Raw genomic sequence first — 16451 nt, 5'->3', positions numbered from 1 at the left:
CCGATCCCCAATCCCACATTGGGTTCTCTGTGTTCTGAAAAATGATTCACCACGAGGTTGTGCATGAAAAGACTTAAAACGCTGCTCGGTGGTTCGCTGCTGGCACTGGCCGTTTTATCGCAGCCGGCCATGGCCGCCGAAGCCGTCAAACCCATTCACTTCGGTGACATCACCTGGGAAAGCGGCAGCCTGATCACCGAGGTGCTGCGCCTGATCGTCGAGAAAGGCTACGGCTTGCCCACCGACACCTTGCCGGGCAGCACCGTCAGCCTGGAAGCCGCCCTGGCCAAGGATGATATCCAGGTGATCGGCGAAGAGTGGGCCGGACGCAGCCCGGCCTGGGTCAAGGCAGAAAGCGAAGGCAAAGTATTCGGCCTCGGCGACACCGTAAAAGGCGCCACCGAAGGCTGGTGGGTACCGGAGTTCGTGATCAAGGGCGATGCCGAGCGGGGCATCAAACCCCTGGCGCCGGAGCTGAAATCGGTGGCCGACCTGCCGCGTTACAAGGACGTGTTCCGCGACCCCGAAGACCCAAGCCGTGGGCGATTCCTCAACAGCCCCACCGGCTGGACCTCGGAGATCGTCAACAGCCAGAAGCTCAAGGCCTACAAGCTCACCGACAGCTTCGTCAACTTCCGCACCGGCTCCGGTGCGGCGCTGGACGCCGAAGTTGCGTCATCGATCCGTCGTGGCAAGCCGGTGTTGTTCTATTACTGGTCGCCCACGCCGCTGCTGGGCCGTTTCAAGCTGGTCAAGCTGGAAGAGCCGCCCTTCAACGCCGAGGCCTGGAAAACCCTGTCCGACGCGAAAAACCCCAACCCCATCGGCACCCGCTCGATGCCGGCTCGCCTGGCAATCGGCGTTTCGGCACCGTTCAAGGCGCAGTACCCGCAATTGGTCAGCGTGTTTGAAAAGGTCGACCTGCCGATTGACCTGCTCAACGGTGTACTCGGCGAAATGAGCGAGAAACGCACACCGCCACGCCAGGTGGCTGAGGCGTTCCTCAAGGACCATCCGCAGATCTGGCAGCCATGGGTTCCGGCGGCTGTGGCGACCAAAATCCAGGAGGCACTCTAATGCTTAAAGTCTTCACGGCGGTGGTTCTTTCCCTGCTGGCCGGCCAAGTGTCGGCGGCCGATCCCGCCACCTTGCGCATCGGTTACCAGAAAAGCTCGGTGAGCATGGTGCTGGCCCGCGAACACAAACTCTTCGAAGAGGCGCTACCCGGCACCCAGGTGCAGTGGATTGAATTCCTCGGCGGCCCTCCCTTGATCGAAGCGCTGAACGGCGGCAGCCTGGACATCGGAAACATTGGCGACATCCCGCCGATCTTCGCCCAGGCGGCCGGTATCGACTTGCAGTACTTTGCGGTAGAGCCCAACGAGGGCAAGACCGAAGCGGTGCTGGTGCCCAAAGCCAGCAGCGTGCAGAGCGTGGCGCAGCTCAAGGGCAAGCGTGTGGCGCTGCTCAAGGGCTCCAGCGCCCACAACCTGTTCCTCAAAAGCCTGCTGCGTGCGGGTTTGCAATGGAAGGATGTGAATGTGGTGTACCTGTCGCCATCGGACGGGCGTGCTGCGTTCGAGCAGGGCAAGGTCGACGCGTGGGTGGTGTGGGACCCGTACTATTCCGCTGCGGTAATCGACGGCAGCGCCCGCGTGCTGGGTGACGGTCAGGGCCTCAATCCTGCGGGCAGTTTCTTCGTGGTCAGTAGCCCGTTTGCCAGGCAGTACCCGCAGTCCATCGGGGCGATCATCAAGACGCTGGCCAAGGCGCAGCGCCTGTCCCTCGACCAGCCCGAGCAGAGCATCGCGTTGATGGCCAAGACCTTGGGCCTGCAACCGGCGGTGGTCAAAAGCTACTTCGAACACCGCTCGTCCGCGCCGATTCGTCCGCTGCAAGCCGTCGACATCGGCAACCAGCAACGCACTGCCGACCTGTTCCTTGCCAACGGCCTGATCCCGAAGAAGGTCGATGTGCAGCAAGCCGTGTTCAAGGCGCCCTGATCATGCAACCGATCTACATTGATTTTCTCAACGGCCTCGACATCGACGAACTGGGCCTGACCAACGATGAAATCCTTGCCGCCATTGAAGCCAGCCTGGCGATCCAGGGCCGCGGCGAAGCGGTGATTGAGCCACGTACCCACCTGATTCCCGGCGGCGAGATCAACGGTCACTTCAACGTATTGCGCGGTGTACTGGGCGGCGATATCGGCTACGCGGGCGTCAAGGTGGTGGGTGACTTTGTCGACAACTATCGCAAGGGGCTGCCCTCTGAACTGGCGATCCTCAACCTGCTGGACCCGGCTACCGGGATTCCCAAGGCGATCCTCGATGCCTCGGCGATCACCGACATGCGTACCGGCGCCATCACTGCCATCGGCGCCAAGTACCTGGCCCGGCCCGACAGCAAAGTATTGGCGCACATCGGTGCGCGTGGCACCGCGTATTGGAACGTGCGCCTGCTCGACCACCTGTTCGACTTCGATGAAATCCGCGTGCATTCGCGGCGCAGTGAAAGCCGTGAAGCCTTTGCCGAACGCCTGCGCCAGGACCTGGGCAAGCCGGTGATCGTCACCGAGGATTGGGAAACCACCGTGCGTGGCGCCGATATTGTGGTCGAGGCGTCCCGCCTGGATCAGCCCGAACCGTTGCTGCGCACCGACTGGATCAAGCCCGGCGCGTTTGTGGTGCCCTACGGCACCATGAGCGCGGTGGAACTGTCGCTCACCGACATCATGAGCAAGCTGGTGGTGGACGATTGGGGCCAGTGTAAAGGCGGCCTGTTTGGTTCGCTGCGTGCCCATGTAGACGCCGGCAAACTCAGCGCCCAGACCCTGCATGCCGAACTGGGGCAGATCGTGGCCGGCTTGAAAAACGGCCGGGAAACGCCCGAGGAAACCATCCTGTTCTGGCACCGTGGCCTGAGCCTCAGTGATATCGCGCTGGGCCATGCGCTGTTGGAAAAAGCCAGGCAGTCGGGGCTTGGCCAGCGGTTGCGTTGGGCATGATTCATCTCGACCCCCAAGGTCTGGCACTCGCGGATTTGCTGGCGATTGCCCGCGAGGATGCAGCGGCGGATTTCACCGCGCAGGCCCGTCAACGTATCGATGAAGGCCACCGCCTGCTGGTGAAACTGGCGGCTGAAGGCACGCCGATTTATGGGGTGACCACCGGCCTTGGCGCAGCGGTGGATACGTTGGTCGCCCCCGTGCAGGCGAACATTCCGTTGGGACGCGCGGTGGGGGTAGGGCGCCTTGCCAATCGCCAGGAATTGCGGGCAATGATGGCGGCGCGTCTGGCCGGGTTGGCCCAGGGGCGTTCAGGTATTTCGCCGGGCGCGGCGCAGGCTTTACTGGCGTTGCTCAATAGCGGTGTCGAGCCGGATGTGCCGTTGATCGGCTCGCTGGGCGAGAGCGACCTGGCGCCGCTGGCGCACCTGAGCCTGGCGCTGTCGGTGCCCCTGACCGGTAAAGATGGTTTGGCGCTGGTCTCTGCCAATGCCGCCAGTGTCGGCTTGGGCGCGTTACTGGTGGCGCAGGTGCAGCGGGCATTGGAGGCCTTGCTGGCCGCACTGGCGTTGTCCTGCGAAGGCTACCGGGCCAACCTCAGCCCCTTCCAGCCGTGGGCCTCGCGCCTGCGGCCGGCACCGGGGCAAACCGAGCAGTCGGCGGCCTTGTTGCAACTGCTGGCGGGCGGTGAGTTGGCGGACAGTCCGCGCCGCCTGCAAGACCCCTTGAGCTTTCGCTGTGCCACGGTGGTACAAGGGGCGGCGCAGCAGGCGTTGCACCATTTGCATGAACTGATTGAACTGGAACTGCGCAGCGGTGCCGACAATCCGGCGTTGATCAGCGAAGAGGCGCTGGTATTGGCCACCGCGAACTTCGACAGCACCCACCTGGCGCTGGTCGCCGAAAGCCTGGGCCTGGCCCTGAATCGAGCGGCGGCGTGCAGCGCTGAGCGCATTGCCAAATTGCTGTCGCCTGCCTCCAGCGATCTGCCGCGATTCTTGATCGCTCGACCGGGGCATGTCGGTATGGCGGCGTTGCAGCGCACCAGTTCGGCATTGGTGGCGCAGATCGGGCATTTGGCCAACCCGCTGCCGGCAGTGACTGTGCCGGTGGCGGATCGCGTCGAGGACTACGCAGGGCAGGCCCTGGCCGTCGTGGACAAGACCCGCCAGTTGACGGAGCGGGTGTTGTGGCTGGCCAGTATCGAACTGATCGTTGCCGCGCAGGCGGTGGATCTGCGCGGCGAATTGCGGCTGGGGCAGGGCACTCGGCAGATCCATGACACCGTGCGCAGCCAGGTGGCCCATCTGGACCAGGATCGCCCAGGCTCGGCAGATGTGCGGGTGTTGAGTGCCTTCATTTCGACTTATGGATTTTCGATTGCCAGTGCGGCAACGACCGCCGGGCGCTGACCCACACGCTGCATGAACGCCTGCAGTACCGGGTCCAGCTCGATAGTGTGAAGGGCCGCCCAACGCAGCACCACGAACAGGTAGGCATCGGCGACCGAGTATCGGGTGCCCAGCAGGTAATCCTGACGCGCCAGGGTGTGCACCAGAATCGCAAGGCGCTTGAGCAGCGTGGCCTTGAACAGCGCTTTCACGTCATTCGGGATGGCGCTGTTGAAGAACACGCCCAGCCCGCCATGAATTTCGCTGGCGGTAAAGTTCAGCCATTCCTGCAAACGCACGCGTTCCCAGCTGCCATTGGTAGGAGCCAGGCCGGCCGTGGGTTTCAGGTCGGCCAGGTATTGCAGGATCGCGCTGGCTTCGGTCAGTACCTGGCCGTTCTCCAGTTGCAGCGCAGCCACGTAGCCCTTGGGGTTGATCTGCAGGAAGTCCTCGCCGTCGGCAGTGATCTTGGCCCTGTTGTCGACCTGCACCAACTCGAACGGCAGGGCCAGTTCGCGCAATACGATATGCGGGGCGAGCGAACAGGCGTTGGGGGCGTAATACAGTTTCATCGGGGACAGCTCCGTGGGATTTGCGCCAGTTTCATGGGCATGGCACCGTGCGTAAAATTAAACCTTCAGAGCCCTGCCATAAGGACAGCTACTGTCATGATGAACCTGATGCACTGGCGCTTGCTGGTCGCTGTCGCCGACCATGGCAGCATCACTGCCGCTGCCCAATGCGTGGGCATGACTCAGTCCGCCGCCAGCCAGGCCATGGCCGGGATGGAGGCGACGCTGGGCGCGCAACTGTTTACCCGTGAGCCACGCAAGACGCTGCCCACCGCACTGGGGCTGAGTGTGATCGAACAGGCGAGAGTCATGATGGGCGCGCTGCAGGCGATTCGCAGCACCGTCGATGAAGCCCGGCCCATGTTGCGTGGGACACTGCGCATTGCCAGTTTCCCCATCGTGCTGCAGACCTTTCTCAGCCCGTTGTTGCAGCGTTTCAAGCAGCTGTATCCCGGCATCGAGGTCACCACCCTGGAAGTCACGGATGACGAGGTCAATACCTTGCTTGACGCCGGGCTGATCGACTTGGGCGTGGTGCTCAACCCCAAGCCCGAGCGCAAGGCCACGGTGTTGGGGCGCGACCATTGGACAGCGGTGGTGCCCGCGCAGCATGCACTGGCCCAGCGCCCGGCCGGAGCGGTGGTGACATTGGAGGAATTGCTGGAACAACCCTTTGTACTCGCCACCGGCGGCTGCACCGTCAACGCCGGCAGCCTGAGCGCCGAGGCCGGGTTGGCGTTACGCGATGCCCGCGTGGAAGTGCGCGAATGGAGCAGCGCCTTCAGCCTGGTCCGCGAAGGGATTGGTGTCACGCTGGTCCCGGAAATGACCCTGCCGGCTCAACGCCAGGGGTTGCGCGTGATGCCGCTCAAGGCCCCGGTACAGCGTGAGTTCTGCCTGGTGGGGCCGCCGAACCGGGAGCCGGGTGCTGCTGCGCAGGCTTTGTTGAACATGCTGGTTAACTGAACCGCGTCCTGCAATCCAGCAAGCCCGCGTTATCGTTGAGGTTTTTCGCGAGCAAGCTCGCTTCTACACGCAACGATGTGCGGCTTAGATCGCCGCCAGGGTTTCTTTCACCGCCTGCACCTGTGGGTCGGCGGTTTTCGCCGCTACCTGCTGATCCTGCTGTTGCTTGATGCGCTCAGCCACTTCCTTGGAAATCGCGTCCTGCTTTTCCTGCGGCAGCTTCTGCACATCCTCTTCGGTCAAACCCTGCTCCTTGAGGAGCTGTTCGCGGATGCGTTCGGCCGGCGATTTGCTCATGTAGTCGTTAAAGTCTTCACGGGCGGTCTTGCCGGTCGAGCCGGTGGCCGGCACGTCAGAGGTCGCGCTCGTCGCTGCCGTGCTGGCCTGCAGTTGTACGCGGGTCTTGGCGAAGGCTTCATCGATACGGTCATTGGCCTTGTCCAGGTCCTTCTGCGCGGCCGGCACCGTCACGCTTTGCTGCGCCGCCTGCAGGGCGCCGCTGTACAGCGTGCTGGCGGCCGCGTTGGCGGGGTCCATGTCGGGGCGCTTGATGTGTTGGATCGTCGATACGGCTTGGGCGTTGTTGTTAACCAGCATGATCGCTCACCTGTGGAAATGTTCGGTGGCACAGCTGGAGCAAATAGTGTGCCGGGGGCGATGGGCCCGGTTTTATGGGGCGTAGCCTTATCCAGGAGGCAATATCCGTCCGTTCAGCGGTCATTCGTTGCCGCAGCCTGGCAATGGGAAGGAGCATTTGGCTGAAACGTTTCTCTGTGGGATTTCACAGTATTCAACCGCTTCGACTTGCCGTTGAATCAGCTGTGTTGTTATCCGGGACAAGGAGAAATGAAATGACTGATAAACGAGACCCTATTGGTAGCTTCTATGTGAAGGCTCAATTTTCGGGCGAATCCAAAGCCTTTCACACTGAGGAGGCGATACACTTCTATTCGGGCCGCTACTACCAAATCATGGGGACTACAAAGGAGGGGCTGCCGACTCTGACTGTATTCAGCACATTTAAGTTCGAGCCGACAAAATTTTACACGCTGGTCGAGAATCCCGAAAAAACTGGAGAGGCCGGGTTAATGTTCTCGCACGAGATTCCTGGGGGAATAAAAACTACCCATTACGAAGGGCAGATGCGTTTCCTCGCCGAACCGGATGCTCTGCGTGCCGATTTTGAGGGATCTTCAATCAGTCAACCCGCTCAGACGATCAAAGGTTCGTTTCGTGTGCTCTATGCTCCTAGCGTCCAACCTGCTGATCAGTGAGCAATATTCTCCAACGCCAGATTACGCGTACGCGGCCCGAACCCACCGATGGTGAGCATCACGATCAACATGCTGCCGGCGATGAACGCAAGCACCCCCGGTGTGCCCAGGTGTTCGAGGATAAACCCGATCAGCAGGCTGCTGAACACCGTGGACAAGCGGCTGAAGGAGTAGCAGAACCCCACGGCGCGCGCACGGATGTTGGTGGGGAACAGCTCGCTTTGATACGAGTGATAGCTGAAGCTCAGCCACGCATTGCAGAAGGTGATCATCACCCCGCAGAGCACCAGCCCCACCGCCGTGGTCTGCAGGGCGAACAGGCTGCCGAAGAGCATCGCGCCCAGGGCCGAGCCGACGATCTGCCATTTGTTCTCAAACCGGTTGGCAAACTTCACGAACAGCAACGGCCCCAGCGGGTAGGCGAGGGTGATGATGAAGGCGTACATCAGGCTGTGGGTCACGCTGACGCCCTGGCCCGAGAGCAGCGCCGGCAACCAGTTGCCGAAACCGAAAAAGCCGATGGCCTGGAACACATGAAACACGATCAGCATCAAGGCGCGGCGGCGGTAGGGCGGTTGCCAGATATCGGCAAAACGGCCGCTGCCTTGCACGCTGACCGCCTCGGGCTCGGGTGGGTCCAGCGGTTTGCCGTAGTCTTTCCGGCAGCGTGCTTCCAGGTTGTCCATGATTGCATCGGCTTGCTCGAATCGACCTTGCTGGGCGAGCCAGCGGGGTGATTCCGGCAAGCGTTTACGCAACCACCAGATAAACAGTGCAAACACCGCACTCGACAGCACCACCCAGCGCCAACCGGCCACCCCGAACGGCGCCTGGGGCACCAGCCACCACGACATCAACGCCACCGCCGGCACTGACAGGAACTGGATAAAAAACGCAAAGGCAAACGCCGAGCTGCGCATGCGTTTGGGCACCAGTTCCGAGAGGTAGGCGTCGATGGTCACCAGCTCGATGCCCAGGCCAATGCCCACCAGAAAGCGCATGCAGATGATGCCCAGCGCCGAGGTCTGGATGCCCATCAACACGGTGGCGACGGTGTACCAGATCAATGCAAAGGTGAAGATCGCCCGTCGCCCGAAGCGGTCTGCGATGGGGCTGAGCAGGCTGGCGCCGAGGAACAGGCCGAGGAAGGTCGCCGAGGCGAACGCGGCCTGGTCGGAGAACCCGAACACACCGCCGCTGCCGGTGGCAAACAGGCCGTCCTTGATCAGGCCGGGGCTGATGTAGGCGGTCTGGAACAAATCATACAGCTCGAAAAAACCACCGATCGACAGCAACGCCACCAGGCGCCAGATGCTGGCCACGGCAGGCAGGCGGTCGATGCGCGCGCTGATGTGGGCGGCGCGGATCGGGTCGATACCGTCGGTGGCGGAAGGTGAATGCATGGGCGTGGTTCCGGACGTCATGGCGTGATTGATCAGTTGTGACCGTCGAGCGCATAGGCCTGGAAGCCTGGGCGCTGGCTGAGCCGCTGGTAGTAGGCCGCGACCGCAGGGTAGGGCGGATGCTCCAGCGGCGCATTCCACCAGCGATGCACCGAGAGGCCGACGAGGATATCGGCCAGGGTGAATTCATCACCGGCGACGTAGGCACCGGTTTTGGCCAGTTGCTGTTCCAGCAGCCCCATTTTGTCATTCCAGGCCTGCACGCCGGCGCTGAGGCGTTGCGGGTCTTGGTAATCCGGGTTCTTGCGCACCAGGGCATGGAACGCATAACCCCAGGAGGGGTTGAGTTCGGTGGCTTGCCAGTCCATCCATTGCTCCACTCTGGAGCGGGGGGCGGGTTCGGCGGGCAGCAAGTCATGGCGTTGGTAGAGGCCGACGAGGTAGCGGCAGATGGTGTTGGATTCCCACAGCACGCCGTGGTCATCGATCAGCACCGGCACCTGGGCATTGGGGTTGAGGGCGAGGAACTCGGCGGCTTGAGTGGGCTTGAAGCCAATGCCCCAGTCTTCACGCACATAGTCGATGCCCAGTTCCTGGCAGGTCCACAGTACTTTGCGTACGTTGATGGAAGACGTGCGGCCGAGGATTTTCAGTGAGTGTCCCATGGTGCTTCCCTTGCAGTGGAGAGAGGCCAATCTAGCACGACGAAACAATTTGCAAGCAATACCCCGTATAGCGAGCTTGTCGTGGCGAGGGAGCTTGCTCCCGCTGGGCTGCGAAGCGGCCCCAAACCGTGCGATCGATATGTGTCAGATACAGTTCGTCAACCGGTCTGGGAGTGCTTCGCACTCCAGCGGGAGCAAGCTCCCTCGCCACACAAACTCGCTCCTGCAGAGGGCGTGTCAGTAGCGGGGCGTGTGCTGGTCCATGGCTTTGCCCACCAGCAACACACTCAGTTCGCTGAGCTGATGGATGGCCAGGGCGACATCGCGGTGTTTGCCTTCAAGGTCATCGGACAGGTCAAGCAGCAAGGTGCTGACGGAGCACACGGTTTCGTAGCTGTTGATCAGCAGGGTTTCGGTGGGGACATCGGGGATGAGGGTGAAGAGGGTGGTTGGCGGCGTATCGATTTCTTTGATCATTGGATAGTCCAGGAATTGGCCACCGCCTCTTCGCTACTAAACGAGGGTGGCAGCTGTACGCAGGTTAGTAGACCGGTGGACTCCAAAGCCGGCGCACCCAAGGGTGCCCTACGCACAGCCGCCATCAAACATTTCGCTGAGGCTTGTGCACTGAGAAGTCCGAACATGGGCTACTAAACCCGGTCACCGAGAAATTCAGCGACCGGCAAACCTTAGAGACCCCCTCCCAGGCGCACAAGCCGGCGGATTCTGACCTAAGCGTAGGCAGCCGGGCAAGGCGCCTGGCGCAATGTCGGCCGTGTCCTACAGGCGTCCTACGTGCTTTCCCGCACCTGCAATTCAAACCCCATATCCACTACCGGCTTGGCGATCTTGTTGCCCGCCATGATGCTCAACAAATGCTCCGCTGCACGTCGCCCGATCGCCTCACGCGGGGTGCTGATGCTGCTCAGGCGCGGCACCATGAAGGATGAGGCCGGCAAGTCGTTGAAGCCCAGCACCGCCACGCGCTCCGGCACCTTGATGTTGTGGCGCAGGGCCTCCAGCAGTGCGCCCTGGGCCAGGTCGTCGTTGCCGAAGAAGATCGCGTCCACATCGGGATGGCTTGCCAGCATCTGCAAGAACAGCTCGCCGCCCAGGCCCACGGAGGAGGGGCGTGGTGTCAGCAGCTCCAGCGCCGGGTCGTACAGGCCCGCCTGTTGCAGTGCGCGGCGGAAGCCTTCGCCGCGCAGTAACGTGCGTTGGTCCAGTTGCGCGCCGATGTAGGCCAGGCGCTTGCGCCCGCGGGAGAGCAAATGCGCGGCCGCCGTTTCACCGGCTGCCAACTGTGAAAACCCTACGCAGTTCACGCCGGCGTGCGGGTCCAGGTCCATCATGTAGACGCAAGGCACATGGCTGGCCTCGACCATCCGTCGCGCGCTTTCAGTCCGATCAAAGCCGGTCAGCAGCAAGCCCCGTGGCTGGTAGGCCATGTAGTTGCGCAGCAGGTTTTCTTCTTCATCGCGCGAATAATGGGAGTTGCCGATCAGTACTTCAAAGCCCTTGGGCCGCAGTACCTGGTGGATGGCTTCGAGGGTTTCGATAAACAACAGGTTGGACAGCGACGGCACCAGCACCACCACCGAATGGCTTTGCGCCGAGGCCAGGGCGCGGGCGGCGGGGTTGACGACGTAATTGAGTTCACTGGCGGCGTGTTGCACTTTTTCCACCAGTTCAGTGGCCACGGTGCTGATGCCACGCAGCGCGCGCGAGGCGGTAATCGGGCTGACGCCGGCCAGGCGGGCGACTTCATTGAGGGTCGGGCGACCCGTGGTACGCATTTTTTTATCGTTCTTGGAGGTCATCAGGCGGCTTGCCAAACAAAAATCGAGGCACTAAGGTAGCGCTGTCTCCAAAAGGCTGCAAATGCTTGAACGAAGGGTTGCCTGATCCCGTTCAAATCGCTGGAGAGGATGCACGCGTCACTCCATAAAAAAAGACAAGACGGCGCGGGAAAAGCCTGTTTTTGCACTAGCCTTACAGCGTGCAAAGGTAGCGCTATCTGCGTCCTGAGGTGTTTCATGAGTCAACCTGTTACCGCCCTGGTCATCATGGGTGTTTCCGGCTGTGGCAAGTCCAGCGTCAGCCAGGCCCTGTGCCGCCTGAACGGCGCCACCGCCATTGAAGGCGACAGCTTTCACCCTGCCGCCAATATCGAAAAGATGAGCGCCGGCCACCCTCTCAACGACGACGACCGTGCCGGTTGGCTCGACATCCTCTGCGATGAACTGCGCCGCGCACTCAAGGCCGGCGAGCACCCCGTGCTCACCTGTTCGGCGCTTAAAAAGAAATACCGCGACCACCTGCGCGAAGCCGCGCCGGGCCTGGGTTTTGTGTTCCTGGAACTGACCCGGGCCGTGGCCGCCGACCGTGTGTCCCATCGCCCCGGGCATTTCATGCCGGCAAGCCTGATCGACAGCCAGTTCGCCACCCTTGAATCGCCCAAGGGCGAACCGCTGACCCTGGCGCTCAACGCCAGTGAAGACAGCGTCGAGGAGTTGGCCCGGCAGACCCATGCCTGGTGGCTGCAACACGGCTTTGAACCTACTCATTAATTTTTTGCCGGAAAAGATAGCGCTATCCCCGGCAGGAAATTCAACACCCGCTTTAATAACAACAACAAACAGGAGAGACCCCCCATGTTTGGCATGTCCCACGAGTCCTACCTGCTGCTAGATGCAGTGGTCACCATTATCGGACTGATCGTCTTGATCACCCGGTTCAAAGTTCACCCCTTTATCGCGTTGATCATCGCCGCAGGTTTCCTCGGCCTGACCTCGGGCATGCCCGTGGACAAGATCATCAAAGCGTTCCAGGACGGCTTCGGCGGGGTGCTCGGCTTTGTCGGCATCATCCTCGCGCTGGGCACCATGCTCGGCAAGATGATGGCCGAATCCGGTGGCGCCGATCAGATCGCCCAGACCCTGATCCGTGCCTTCGGCAAGGCGAAGGTGCAGTGGGCCATGATGTTCGCCGCGTTCCTGGTGGGCATCCCGCTGTTCTTCGAGATCGGTTTTGTGTTGCTGATCCCGCTGGTGTTTATCGTCGCCCGGCGTACCGGCGTCTCACTGATCAAGATCGGCATCCCGTTGCTCGCCGGCCTCTCGGCGGTGCACGGCCTGGTACCACCGCACCCGGGTCCGTTGCTGGCCATCGGCGTGTTTGGCGCGGACATCGGCAAGACCATCCTCTACGGCCTGATCGTCGCATTGCCGACGGCCATTATTGCCGGCCCGATCTTCGGTACGTTCATCGCCAAGTACATCCCCGGCAACCCGTCCCAGGAGTTGGTCGACCAACTGGCCCGCGAGACGGACAACAAGTCGCTGCCCAGCTTCAGCGTCACGCTGATCACCGTGCTGTTGCCGGTGTTCCTGATGCTGCTCAAAACCTTCGCCGACATCGCCCTGCCGGATGGCCACGCCATTCGCAACTGGATGGACATGATCGGCCACCCGATCACGGCGTTGTTGCTGGCGTTGCTGCTGTCGCTGTACACCTTCGGCCATCGCCAGGGCATCGGTTCCAAGCAGATCCTCAAGCTGCTCGACGCCAGCCTGGCTCCGACCGCCGCGATCATCCTGATCATCGGTGCCGGTGGTGGTTTCAAGCAGATGCTGGTCACCAGCGGCGTGGGTGACGTGATCGGCCATATGGCGGTGACTGCGCAGATCAATCCGATTCTGCTGGCGTGGCTGGTGGCGGCGGTGATTCGCGTGGCAACCGGTTCGGCAACCGTGGCGACGATCACTGGCGCCGGGATCGTGGTGCCGGTGGTCGGGATGATCCCAGGGGTCAACCGTGAGCTGCTGGTGTTGGCGACGGGGGCGGGTTCGTTGATCTTGTCTCACGTCAACGATGCGGGGTTCTGGCTGGTGAAGCAGTACTTCAATATGACCGTGGCTGAAACGTTCAAGACCTGGACGGCGATGGAAACCATCCTGTCGGTGGTGGCGTTGATCTTCATCATGCTGTTGTCGCTGGTGGTCTAAACCCCAGAACTTGGGGTTAAACCGAATGCACATGTGGGAGGGGCGGGGCGGTGCGACGATTCGACTTGCCCCCTCCCACATTTTGACCGAATCAGGCGCCGGTTTTGGCGACTAGCCCATCCGCCCTGAACATCCCGCGAATCCCGCGCACGGCCTGGCGAATCCGGTCCTGGTTCTCGATCAGTGCAAAGCGTACGTGATCATCCCCGTACTCACCAAAGCCGATCCCCGGCGACACGCATACCTTCGCCTCCAGCAGCAGTTTCTTGGCAAATTCCAGCGAGCCCATGGCGGCATACGCCTCGGGAATCTTGGCCCACACGTACATCGATGCCTTCGGGTTTTCCACCATCCAACCCAGCTCATGCAGGCCCTTGACCAGCACATTGCGGCGTTGGCGGTACTGCTCGGCAATATCCTTCACGCACTGCTGGTCCCCTTCGAGCGCGGCAATCGCCGCCACTTGCAGCGGGGTGAAGGTGCCGTAGTCGTGGTAACTCTTGATACGTGCCAGGGCGCTGACCAGTTCCGGGTTACCCACCATGAAACCAATGCGCCAGCCGGCCATGTTGTAGCTCTTGGACAGGGTGAAGAACTCCACCGCAATGTCCTTGGCACCCGGCACCTGCATGATCGACGGGGCTTTCCAGCCGTCGTAGACGATGTCGGCATACGCCAGGTCGTGGATGACCAGCACGTCGTATTGCTTGGCCAGGGCGATCACGCGTTCGAAGAAGTCCAGCTCCACGCACTGCGCGGTGGGGTTGGACGGAAAGCCCAGGATCATCATTTTCGGCTTGGGGATCGAGCCGCGAATCGCGCGTTCCAGTTCGGCGAAGAAATCCACGCCGGGCACCAGCGGCACCGAGCGCACCTGGGCGCCGGCAATCACGGCACCGTAGATGTGGATCGGGTAGCTTGGGTTGGGCACCAGCACGGTATCGCCCTGGTCCAGGGTGGCCAGCATCAAGTGCGCCAGGCCCTCTTTGGAACCGATGGTGACAATGGCTTCCGACTCGGGGTCGATGTCCACTTCATAACGGTCCTTGTACCAGCGCGAAATGGCGCGGCGCAGGCGTGGAATGCCTTTGGAGGTGGAGTAGCCGTGGGTGTCTTCACGCTGGGCGACGGTGACCAGTTTTTCCACGATGTGCGGTGGCGTGGGGCCGTCGGGGTTACCCATGCTCAAGTCGATGATGTCTTCGCCGCGCCGACGCGCAGCCATCTTCAGCTCGGCAGTGATATTGAAAACATAGGGGGGGAGTCGATCTATGCGCGCAAAGCGGCGCGGCGAACCTTGGTCTGCCATTGTTGCCTCGAGGTACGTAAGCGCCCGGAACCGTCCGAGCGACGTCGGCCACTGCGGTGGCCTGCGGGGCAGACAATACGGTCGATGATGGCCGGTTGTCCAGATGCGTAGGAAAATTTTCTGCATGGTGTGCAGCGCGGATATACCCCTATACTCGATGCGGGCTTGTTCCCTCACAAGAAGGAGACTGTTCGTATGGATCAGCAGATAAAACAACCGCTCGAGCCACGCATGGAGGACGGCAAAGCGCTGGTGATTGCGGGTGTGCAGGGGCGCTATTCAAAAGCTACCGTGGGGGATATCCCCAAGTTATGGGAGCTGTTTGATAGCTGCATCAAGGACATCAAGAAGCGCGTTGGCGGTGTGACCTATGGGGTGTGTCATAACCCTCACCACGGCGAGTTCGATTACATGGCCGGGGTGGAAGTCCCGAGCAAGGGCGACGCACCGGGCAACTTCGAAACCCTGGAAATTCCCCCGCATCACTACGCCGTATTCTCACACCACGGCCCGGTGCAAGCGCTTGAGCAGACCTATGAGCGCATCATGTTCGAGTGGTTGCCGCACTCGGGCTTCAAGGTGGCCGGGGCGGATTTCGAGCGCTATAGCGCGGATTTCGATGTGCGCAAGGGCACGGGGACGGTGGAGATCTGGTTGCCGGTTGAAACCAAGTCCTGAAACGGCTGTGGGTCGATGTCACGTAAACATGACCTGGCCGTCAAACAGTCATGTTTACGTTACATCGACGGGCTGAACGTCCATCTCAACCTGCGCTCATAGTCAGCCCGGCCCTTGTAGGCCTCCCCGCTATCCACCCATCCAGCCGCCCGATACAACCCCATCGCCGCCACATTGTTCGCGTCCACCGACAACTCCAAGCCCTTGATCTGCGGCCAGGCCCGTATCGCCGCTGCCGGCAGCGCTTGCAGGCATGCCTTGCCGAAGCCGCGTCCTTGCTGGGTGCGTTCCACTTGCAAGGCGTGCAGCGTGGCGCTGTGTTCATCAGCCCAATGAGGCAGGCACGGTGGGCGTTTGAGCAGCATGAAGGCCACAGGCCGGTCGTCGGCAAGCAGGGCGAAGCCTTTGATCGCGGCGGGGTTGGGATTGACCAGCAGGCTGTTCAGCGCACAGCCGATATCGCCGGAAAATGCCAACTGTTCGGGATGCACTTGCAGGGTATTGAGCTGCTGTTTTTGCACAAGGCTCAACGTCTCATAGGGGACGAGGCGGGTTTCCATTGGCGGTGCATCCCAAAGACTACAGAGAGGCGCGAATTCTAACGGGTTTGCAGGCGGCTAAATTATTTTTCAGCGGGCTGTCGATTGAGCCAGGGCTGATTCGACTAAGGGTGTCCTTCGTGATGTTTACCCCTCTCCCCACAAAACAGGAGTATCACTATGAGCACTGCCATCCACGCTCTGATCGATCAATGGAAGCAAGCTGTGCTTGCCCGGGATATCGATAAAATTGTCAGCTTTTACGCCGACGATATCGTCTCGTTCGACGCCGTTGTCGCGTTGCAATTCAAGGGCAAGGCCGCCTATCGCGCCCACTGGGAAGCGTGCATGGAGCACTGCCCCGGCCCGGGTATTTTCGAGTTTCATGAACTGCGCATTGTAGAAGCCGCGGATAGCGCCTTTGCCCATTGGTTGGCGCATTGCGGCGGTGCCGGGCCGGATGGCGTGGTGAAGGCGTGCTGGATGCGGGTGACGGCCGGTTACCAGCGCCTCGATGGCCAATGGAAGGTGGTGCATGAGCATTGGTCGGCGCCCTTCGATATGCAAAGCGGCGTCGCCTTGTTCGAGCTGAAACCTTGAGCCGAACTATAGTCATGAGTCCGCAAATGGAGACACA

18 protein-coding genes are annotated in these 16451 nt (G+C 61.4%); 10 read left to right on the top strand and 8 right to left on the bottom strand.

The features are described from left to right. Positions 1–63: 63 nt before the first annotated feature. From C9383_RS20205 to C9383_RS20190, 4 genes are read left to right on the top strand one after another with little or no spacing between them, the layout of a single operon-like run. Positions 64–1077 (top strand): ABC transporter substrate-binding protein, encoded by a 1014-nt coding sequence (locus C9383_RS20205; protein ID WP_090368973.1) that lies wholly within the window; start codon positions 64–66, stop codon positions 1075–1077. Then, entirely contained in the window at positions 1077–2003 is a 927-nt protein-coding gene (locus C9383_RS20200) for an aliphatic sulfonate ABC transporter substrate-binding protein (protein WP_060754097.1), read from the top strand. Before C9383_RS20205 ends, C9383_RS20200 begins: the two co-directional genes overlap by 1 nt. 2 nt (positions 2004–2005) lie before the next feature. After that, complete coding sequence (locus tag C9383_RS20195; protein ID WP_090368975.1) at positions 2006–3010, top strand: ornithine cyclodeaminase family protein; 1005 nt, start codon at positions 2006–2008, stop codon at positions 3008–3010. Continuing rightward, positions 3007–4422 carry an aromatic amino acid lyase gene (locus C9383_RS20190; RefSeq protein ID WP_090368977.1) on the top strand — a complete coding sequence of 472 codons (1416 nt, stop codon included), beginning with the start codon at positions 3007–3009 and terminating at the stop codon, positions 4420–4422. The genes C9383_RS20195 and C9383_RS20190 overlap by 4 nt, the downstream gene beginning before the upstream one ends. Here C9383_RS20190 and gstA read toward each other — a convergent pair. Further along, on the bottom strand, positions 4377–4973 hold the full coding sequence (gene gstA / locus C9383_RS20185) for a glutathione transferase GstA (RefSeq protein WP_090368979.1): 597 nt from the start codon (positions 4971–4973) through the stop codon (positions 4377–4379). The genes C9383_RS20190 and gstA overlap by 46 nt on opposite strands. A gap of 96 nt (positions 4974–5069) precedes the next feature. Here gstA and C9383_RS20180 point away from each other — a divergent pair, with 96 nt between their 5' ends. Then, the gene (locus C9383_RS20180) at positions 5070–5939 is read left to right on the top strand and encodes a LysR family transcriptional regulator (RefSeq protein WP_090368982.1); all 870 of its coding nucleotides are present in this window, start codon (positions 5070–5072) and stop codon (positions 5937–5939) included. An 84-nt stretch (positions 5940–6023) separates the two neighbouring features. On the opposite strand, the gene C9383_RS20175 is transcribed toward C9383_RS20180, so the two are convergent. Further along, positions 6024–6536: a hypothetical protein gene (locus C9383_RS20175; RefSeq protein WP_060754093.1), complete on the bottom strand. Its 513-nt coding sequence runs from the start codon at positions 6534–6536 to the stop codon at positions 6024–6026. A 254-nt stretch (positions 6537–6790) separates the two neighbouring features. Between C9383_RS20175 and C9383_RS20170 the strand changes: the two genes are divergently transcribed. Then, positions 6791–7213 carry a hypothetical protein gene (locus C9383_RS20170; protein ID WP_090368984.1) on the top strand — a complete coding sequence of 141 codons (423 nt, stop codon included), beginning with the start codon at positions 6791–6793 and terminating at the stop codon, positions 7211–7213. On the opposite strand, the gene C9383_RS20165 is transcribed toward C9383_RS20170, so the two are convergent. The 4 genes from C9383_RS20165 to gntR all read right to left on the bottom strand — a co-directional run bounded on the left by C9383_RS20165 (position 7207) and on the right by gntR (position 11104). After that, complete coding sequence (locus C9383_RS20165; RefSeq protein WP_090368986.1) at positions 7207–8616, bottom strand: MFS transporter; 1410 nt, start codon at positions 8614–8616, stop codon at positions 7207–7209. The two genes, C9383_RS20170 and C9383_RS20165, sit on opposite strands and share 7 nt — an antisense overlap. 32 nt (positions 8617–8648) lie before the next feature. After that, complete coding sequence (locus tag C9383_RS20160) at positions 8649–9281, bottom strand: glutathione S-transferase family protein (RefSeq protein WP_090368988.1); 633 nt, start codon at positions 9279–9281, stop codon at positions 8649–8651. Between the two features lie 237 nt (positions 9282–9518). Beyond that, positions 9519–9758, bottom strand: coding sequence for a DUF6124 family protein (locus tag C9383_RS20150; RefSeq protein WP_060754090.1), 240 nt, complete (start codon positions 9756–9758; stop codon positions 9519–9521). A gap of 314 nt (positions 9759–10072) precedes the next feature. Then, positions 10073–11104 (bottom strand): HTH-type transcriptional regulator GntR, encoded by a 1032-nt coding sequence (gene gntR / locus C9383_RS20145; RefSeq protein WP_162492703.1) that lies wholly within the window; start codon positions 11102–11104, stop codon positions 10073–10075. Positions 11105–11317: 213 nt separating this feature from the next. On the opposite strand from gntR, the gene C9383_RS20140 reads away from it, so the two are divergent. Next, positions 11318–11851: a gluconokinase gene (locus tag C9383_RS20140; protein ID WP_090368990.1), complete on the top strand. Its 534-nt coding sequence runs from the start codon at positions 11318–11320 to the stop codon at positions 11849–11851. Positions 11852–11935: 84 nt separating this feature from the next. Beyond that, positions 11936–13288: a GntP family permease gene (locus C9383_RS20135; RefSeq protein WP_060754087.1), complete on the top strand. Its 1353-nt coding sequence runs from the start codon at positions 11936–11938 to the stop codon at positions 13286–13288. Between the two features lie 91 nt (positions 13289–13379). Here C9383_RS20135 and alaC read toward each other — a convergent pair whose 3' ends face one another. Then, the gene (gene alaC, locus C9383_RS20130) at positions 13380–14597 is read right to left on the bottom strand and encodes an alanine transaminase (protein WP_090368992.1); all 1218 of its coding nucleotides are present in this window, start codon (positions 14595–14597) and stop codon (positions 13380–13382) included. Between the two features lie 195 nt (positions 14598–14792). On the opposite strand from alaC, the gene C9383_RS20125 reads away from it, so the two are divergent. Beyond that, positions 14793–15275: a GyrI-like domain-containing protein gene (locus tag C9383_RS20125; RefSeq protein ID WP_090368994.1), complete on the top strand. Its 483-nt coding sequence runs from the start codon at positions 14793–14795 to the stop codon at positions 15273–15275. 59 nt (positions 15276–15334) lie between these two features. Here C9383_RS20125 and C9383_RS20120 read toward each other — a convergent pair whose 3' ends face one another. Continuing rightward, positions 15335–15835, bottom strand: a complete 501-nt coding sequence (locus tag C9383_RS20120; RefSeq protein ID WP_090368996.1) for a GNAT family N-acetyltransferase — start codon at positions 15833–15835, stop codon at positions 15335–15337. A 159-nt stretch (positions 15836–15994) separates the two neighbouring features. Here C9383_RS20120 and C9383_RS20115 point away from each other — a divergent pair, with 159 nt between their 5' ends. Next, positions 15995–16414 carry a YybH family protein gene (locus C9383_RS20115; protein ID WP_090368998.1) on the top strand — a complete coding sequence of 140 codons (420 nt, stop codon included), beginning with the start codon at positions 15995–15997 and terminating at the stop codon, positions 16412–16414. The last annotated feature ends 37 nt before the right edge of the window (positions 16415–16451 follow it).

The sequence above is a fragment of the Pseudomonas palleroniana genome (genome assembly GCF_003031675.1).
Lineage (GTDB): Bacteria > Pseudomonadota > Gammaproteobacteria > Pseudomonadales > Pseudomonadaceae > Aquipseudomonas > Aquipseudomonas palleroniana.
The sequence above is the reverse complement of the archived record's forward strand: the minus strand, read 5'-3'. Positions and strand labels throughout refer to the sequence as shown.

Coding starts and splice junctions, on each gene's coding strand:
- C9383_RS20205 (WP_090368973.1), top strand. CDS start 64: ATGAAAAGACTTAAAACGCTGCTCGGTGGTTCGCTGCTGGCACTGGCC.
- C9383_RS20200 (WP_060754097.1), top strand. CDS start 1,077: ATGCTTAAAGTCTTCACGGCGGTGGTTCTTTCCCTGCTGGCCGGCCAA.
- C9383_RS20195 (WP_090368975.1), top strand. CDS start 2,006: ATGCAACCGATCTACATTGATTTTCTCAACGGCCTCGACATCGACGAA.
- C9383_RS20190 (WP_090368977.1), top strand. CDS start 3,007: ATGATTCATCTCGACCCCCAAGGTCTGGCACTCGCGGATTTGCTGGCG.
- gstA (WP_090368979.1), bottom strand. CDS start 4,973: ATGAAACTGTATTACGCCCCCAACGCCTGTTCGCTCGCCCCGCATATC.
- C9383_RS20180 (WP_090368982.1), top strand. CDS start 5,070: ATGATGAACCTGATGCACTGGCGCTTGCTGGTCGCTGTCGCCGACCAT.
- C9383_RS20175 (WP_060754093.1), bottom strand. CDS start 6,536: ATGCTGGTTAACAACAACGCCCAAGCCGTATCGACGATCCAACACATC.
- C9383_RS20170 (WP_090368984.1), top strand. CDS start 6,791: ATGACTGATAAACGAGACCCTATTGGTAGCTTCTATGTGAAGGCTCAA.
- C9383_RS20165 (WP_090368986.1), bottom strand. CDS start 8,616: ATGCATTCACCTTCCGCCACCGACGGTATCGACCCGATCCGCGCCGCC.
- C9383_RS20160 (WP_090368988.1), bottom strand. CDS start 9,281: ATGGGACACTCACTGAAAATCCTCGGCCGCACGTCTTCCATCAACGTA.
- C9383_RS20150 (WP_060754090.1), bottom strand. CDS start 9,758: ATGATCAAAGAAATCGATACGCCGCCAACCACCCTCTTCACCCTCATC.
- C9383_RS20140 (WP_090368990.1), top strand. CDS start 11,318: ATGAGTCAACCTGTTACCGCCCTGGTCATCATGGGTGTTTCCGGCTGT.
- C9383_RS20135 (WP_060754087.1), top strand. CDS start 11,936: ATGTTTGGCATGTCCCACGAGTCCTACCTGCTGCTAGATGCAGTGGTC.
- alaC (WP_090368992.1), bottom strand. CDS start 14,597: ATGGCAGACCAAGGTTCGCCGCGCCGCTTTGCGCGCATAGATCGACTC.
- C9383_RS20125 (WP_090368994.1), top strand. CDS start 14,793: ATGGATCAGCAGATAAAACAACCGCTCGAGCCACGCATGGAGGACGGC.
- C9383_RS20120 (WP_090368996.1), bottom strand. CDS start 15,835: ATGGAAACCCGCCTCGTCCCCTATGAGACGTTGAGCCTTGTGCAAAAA.
- C9383_RS20115 (WP_090368998.1), top strand. CDS start 15,995: ATGAGCACTGCCATCCACGCTCTGATCGATCAATGGAAGCAAGCTGTG.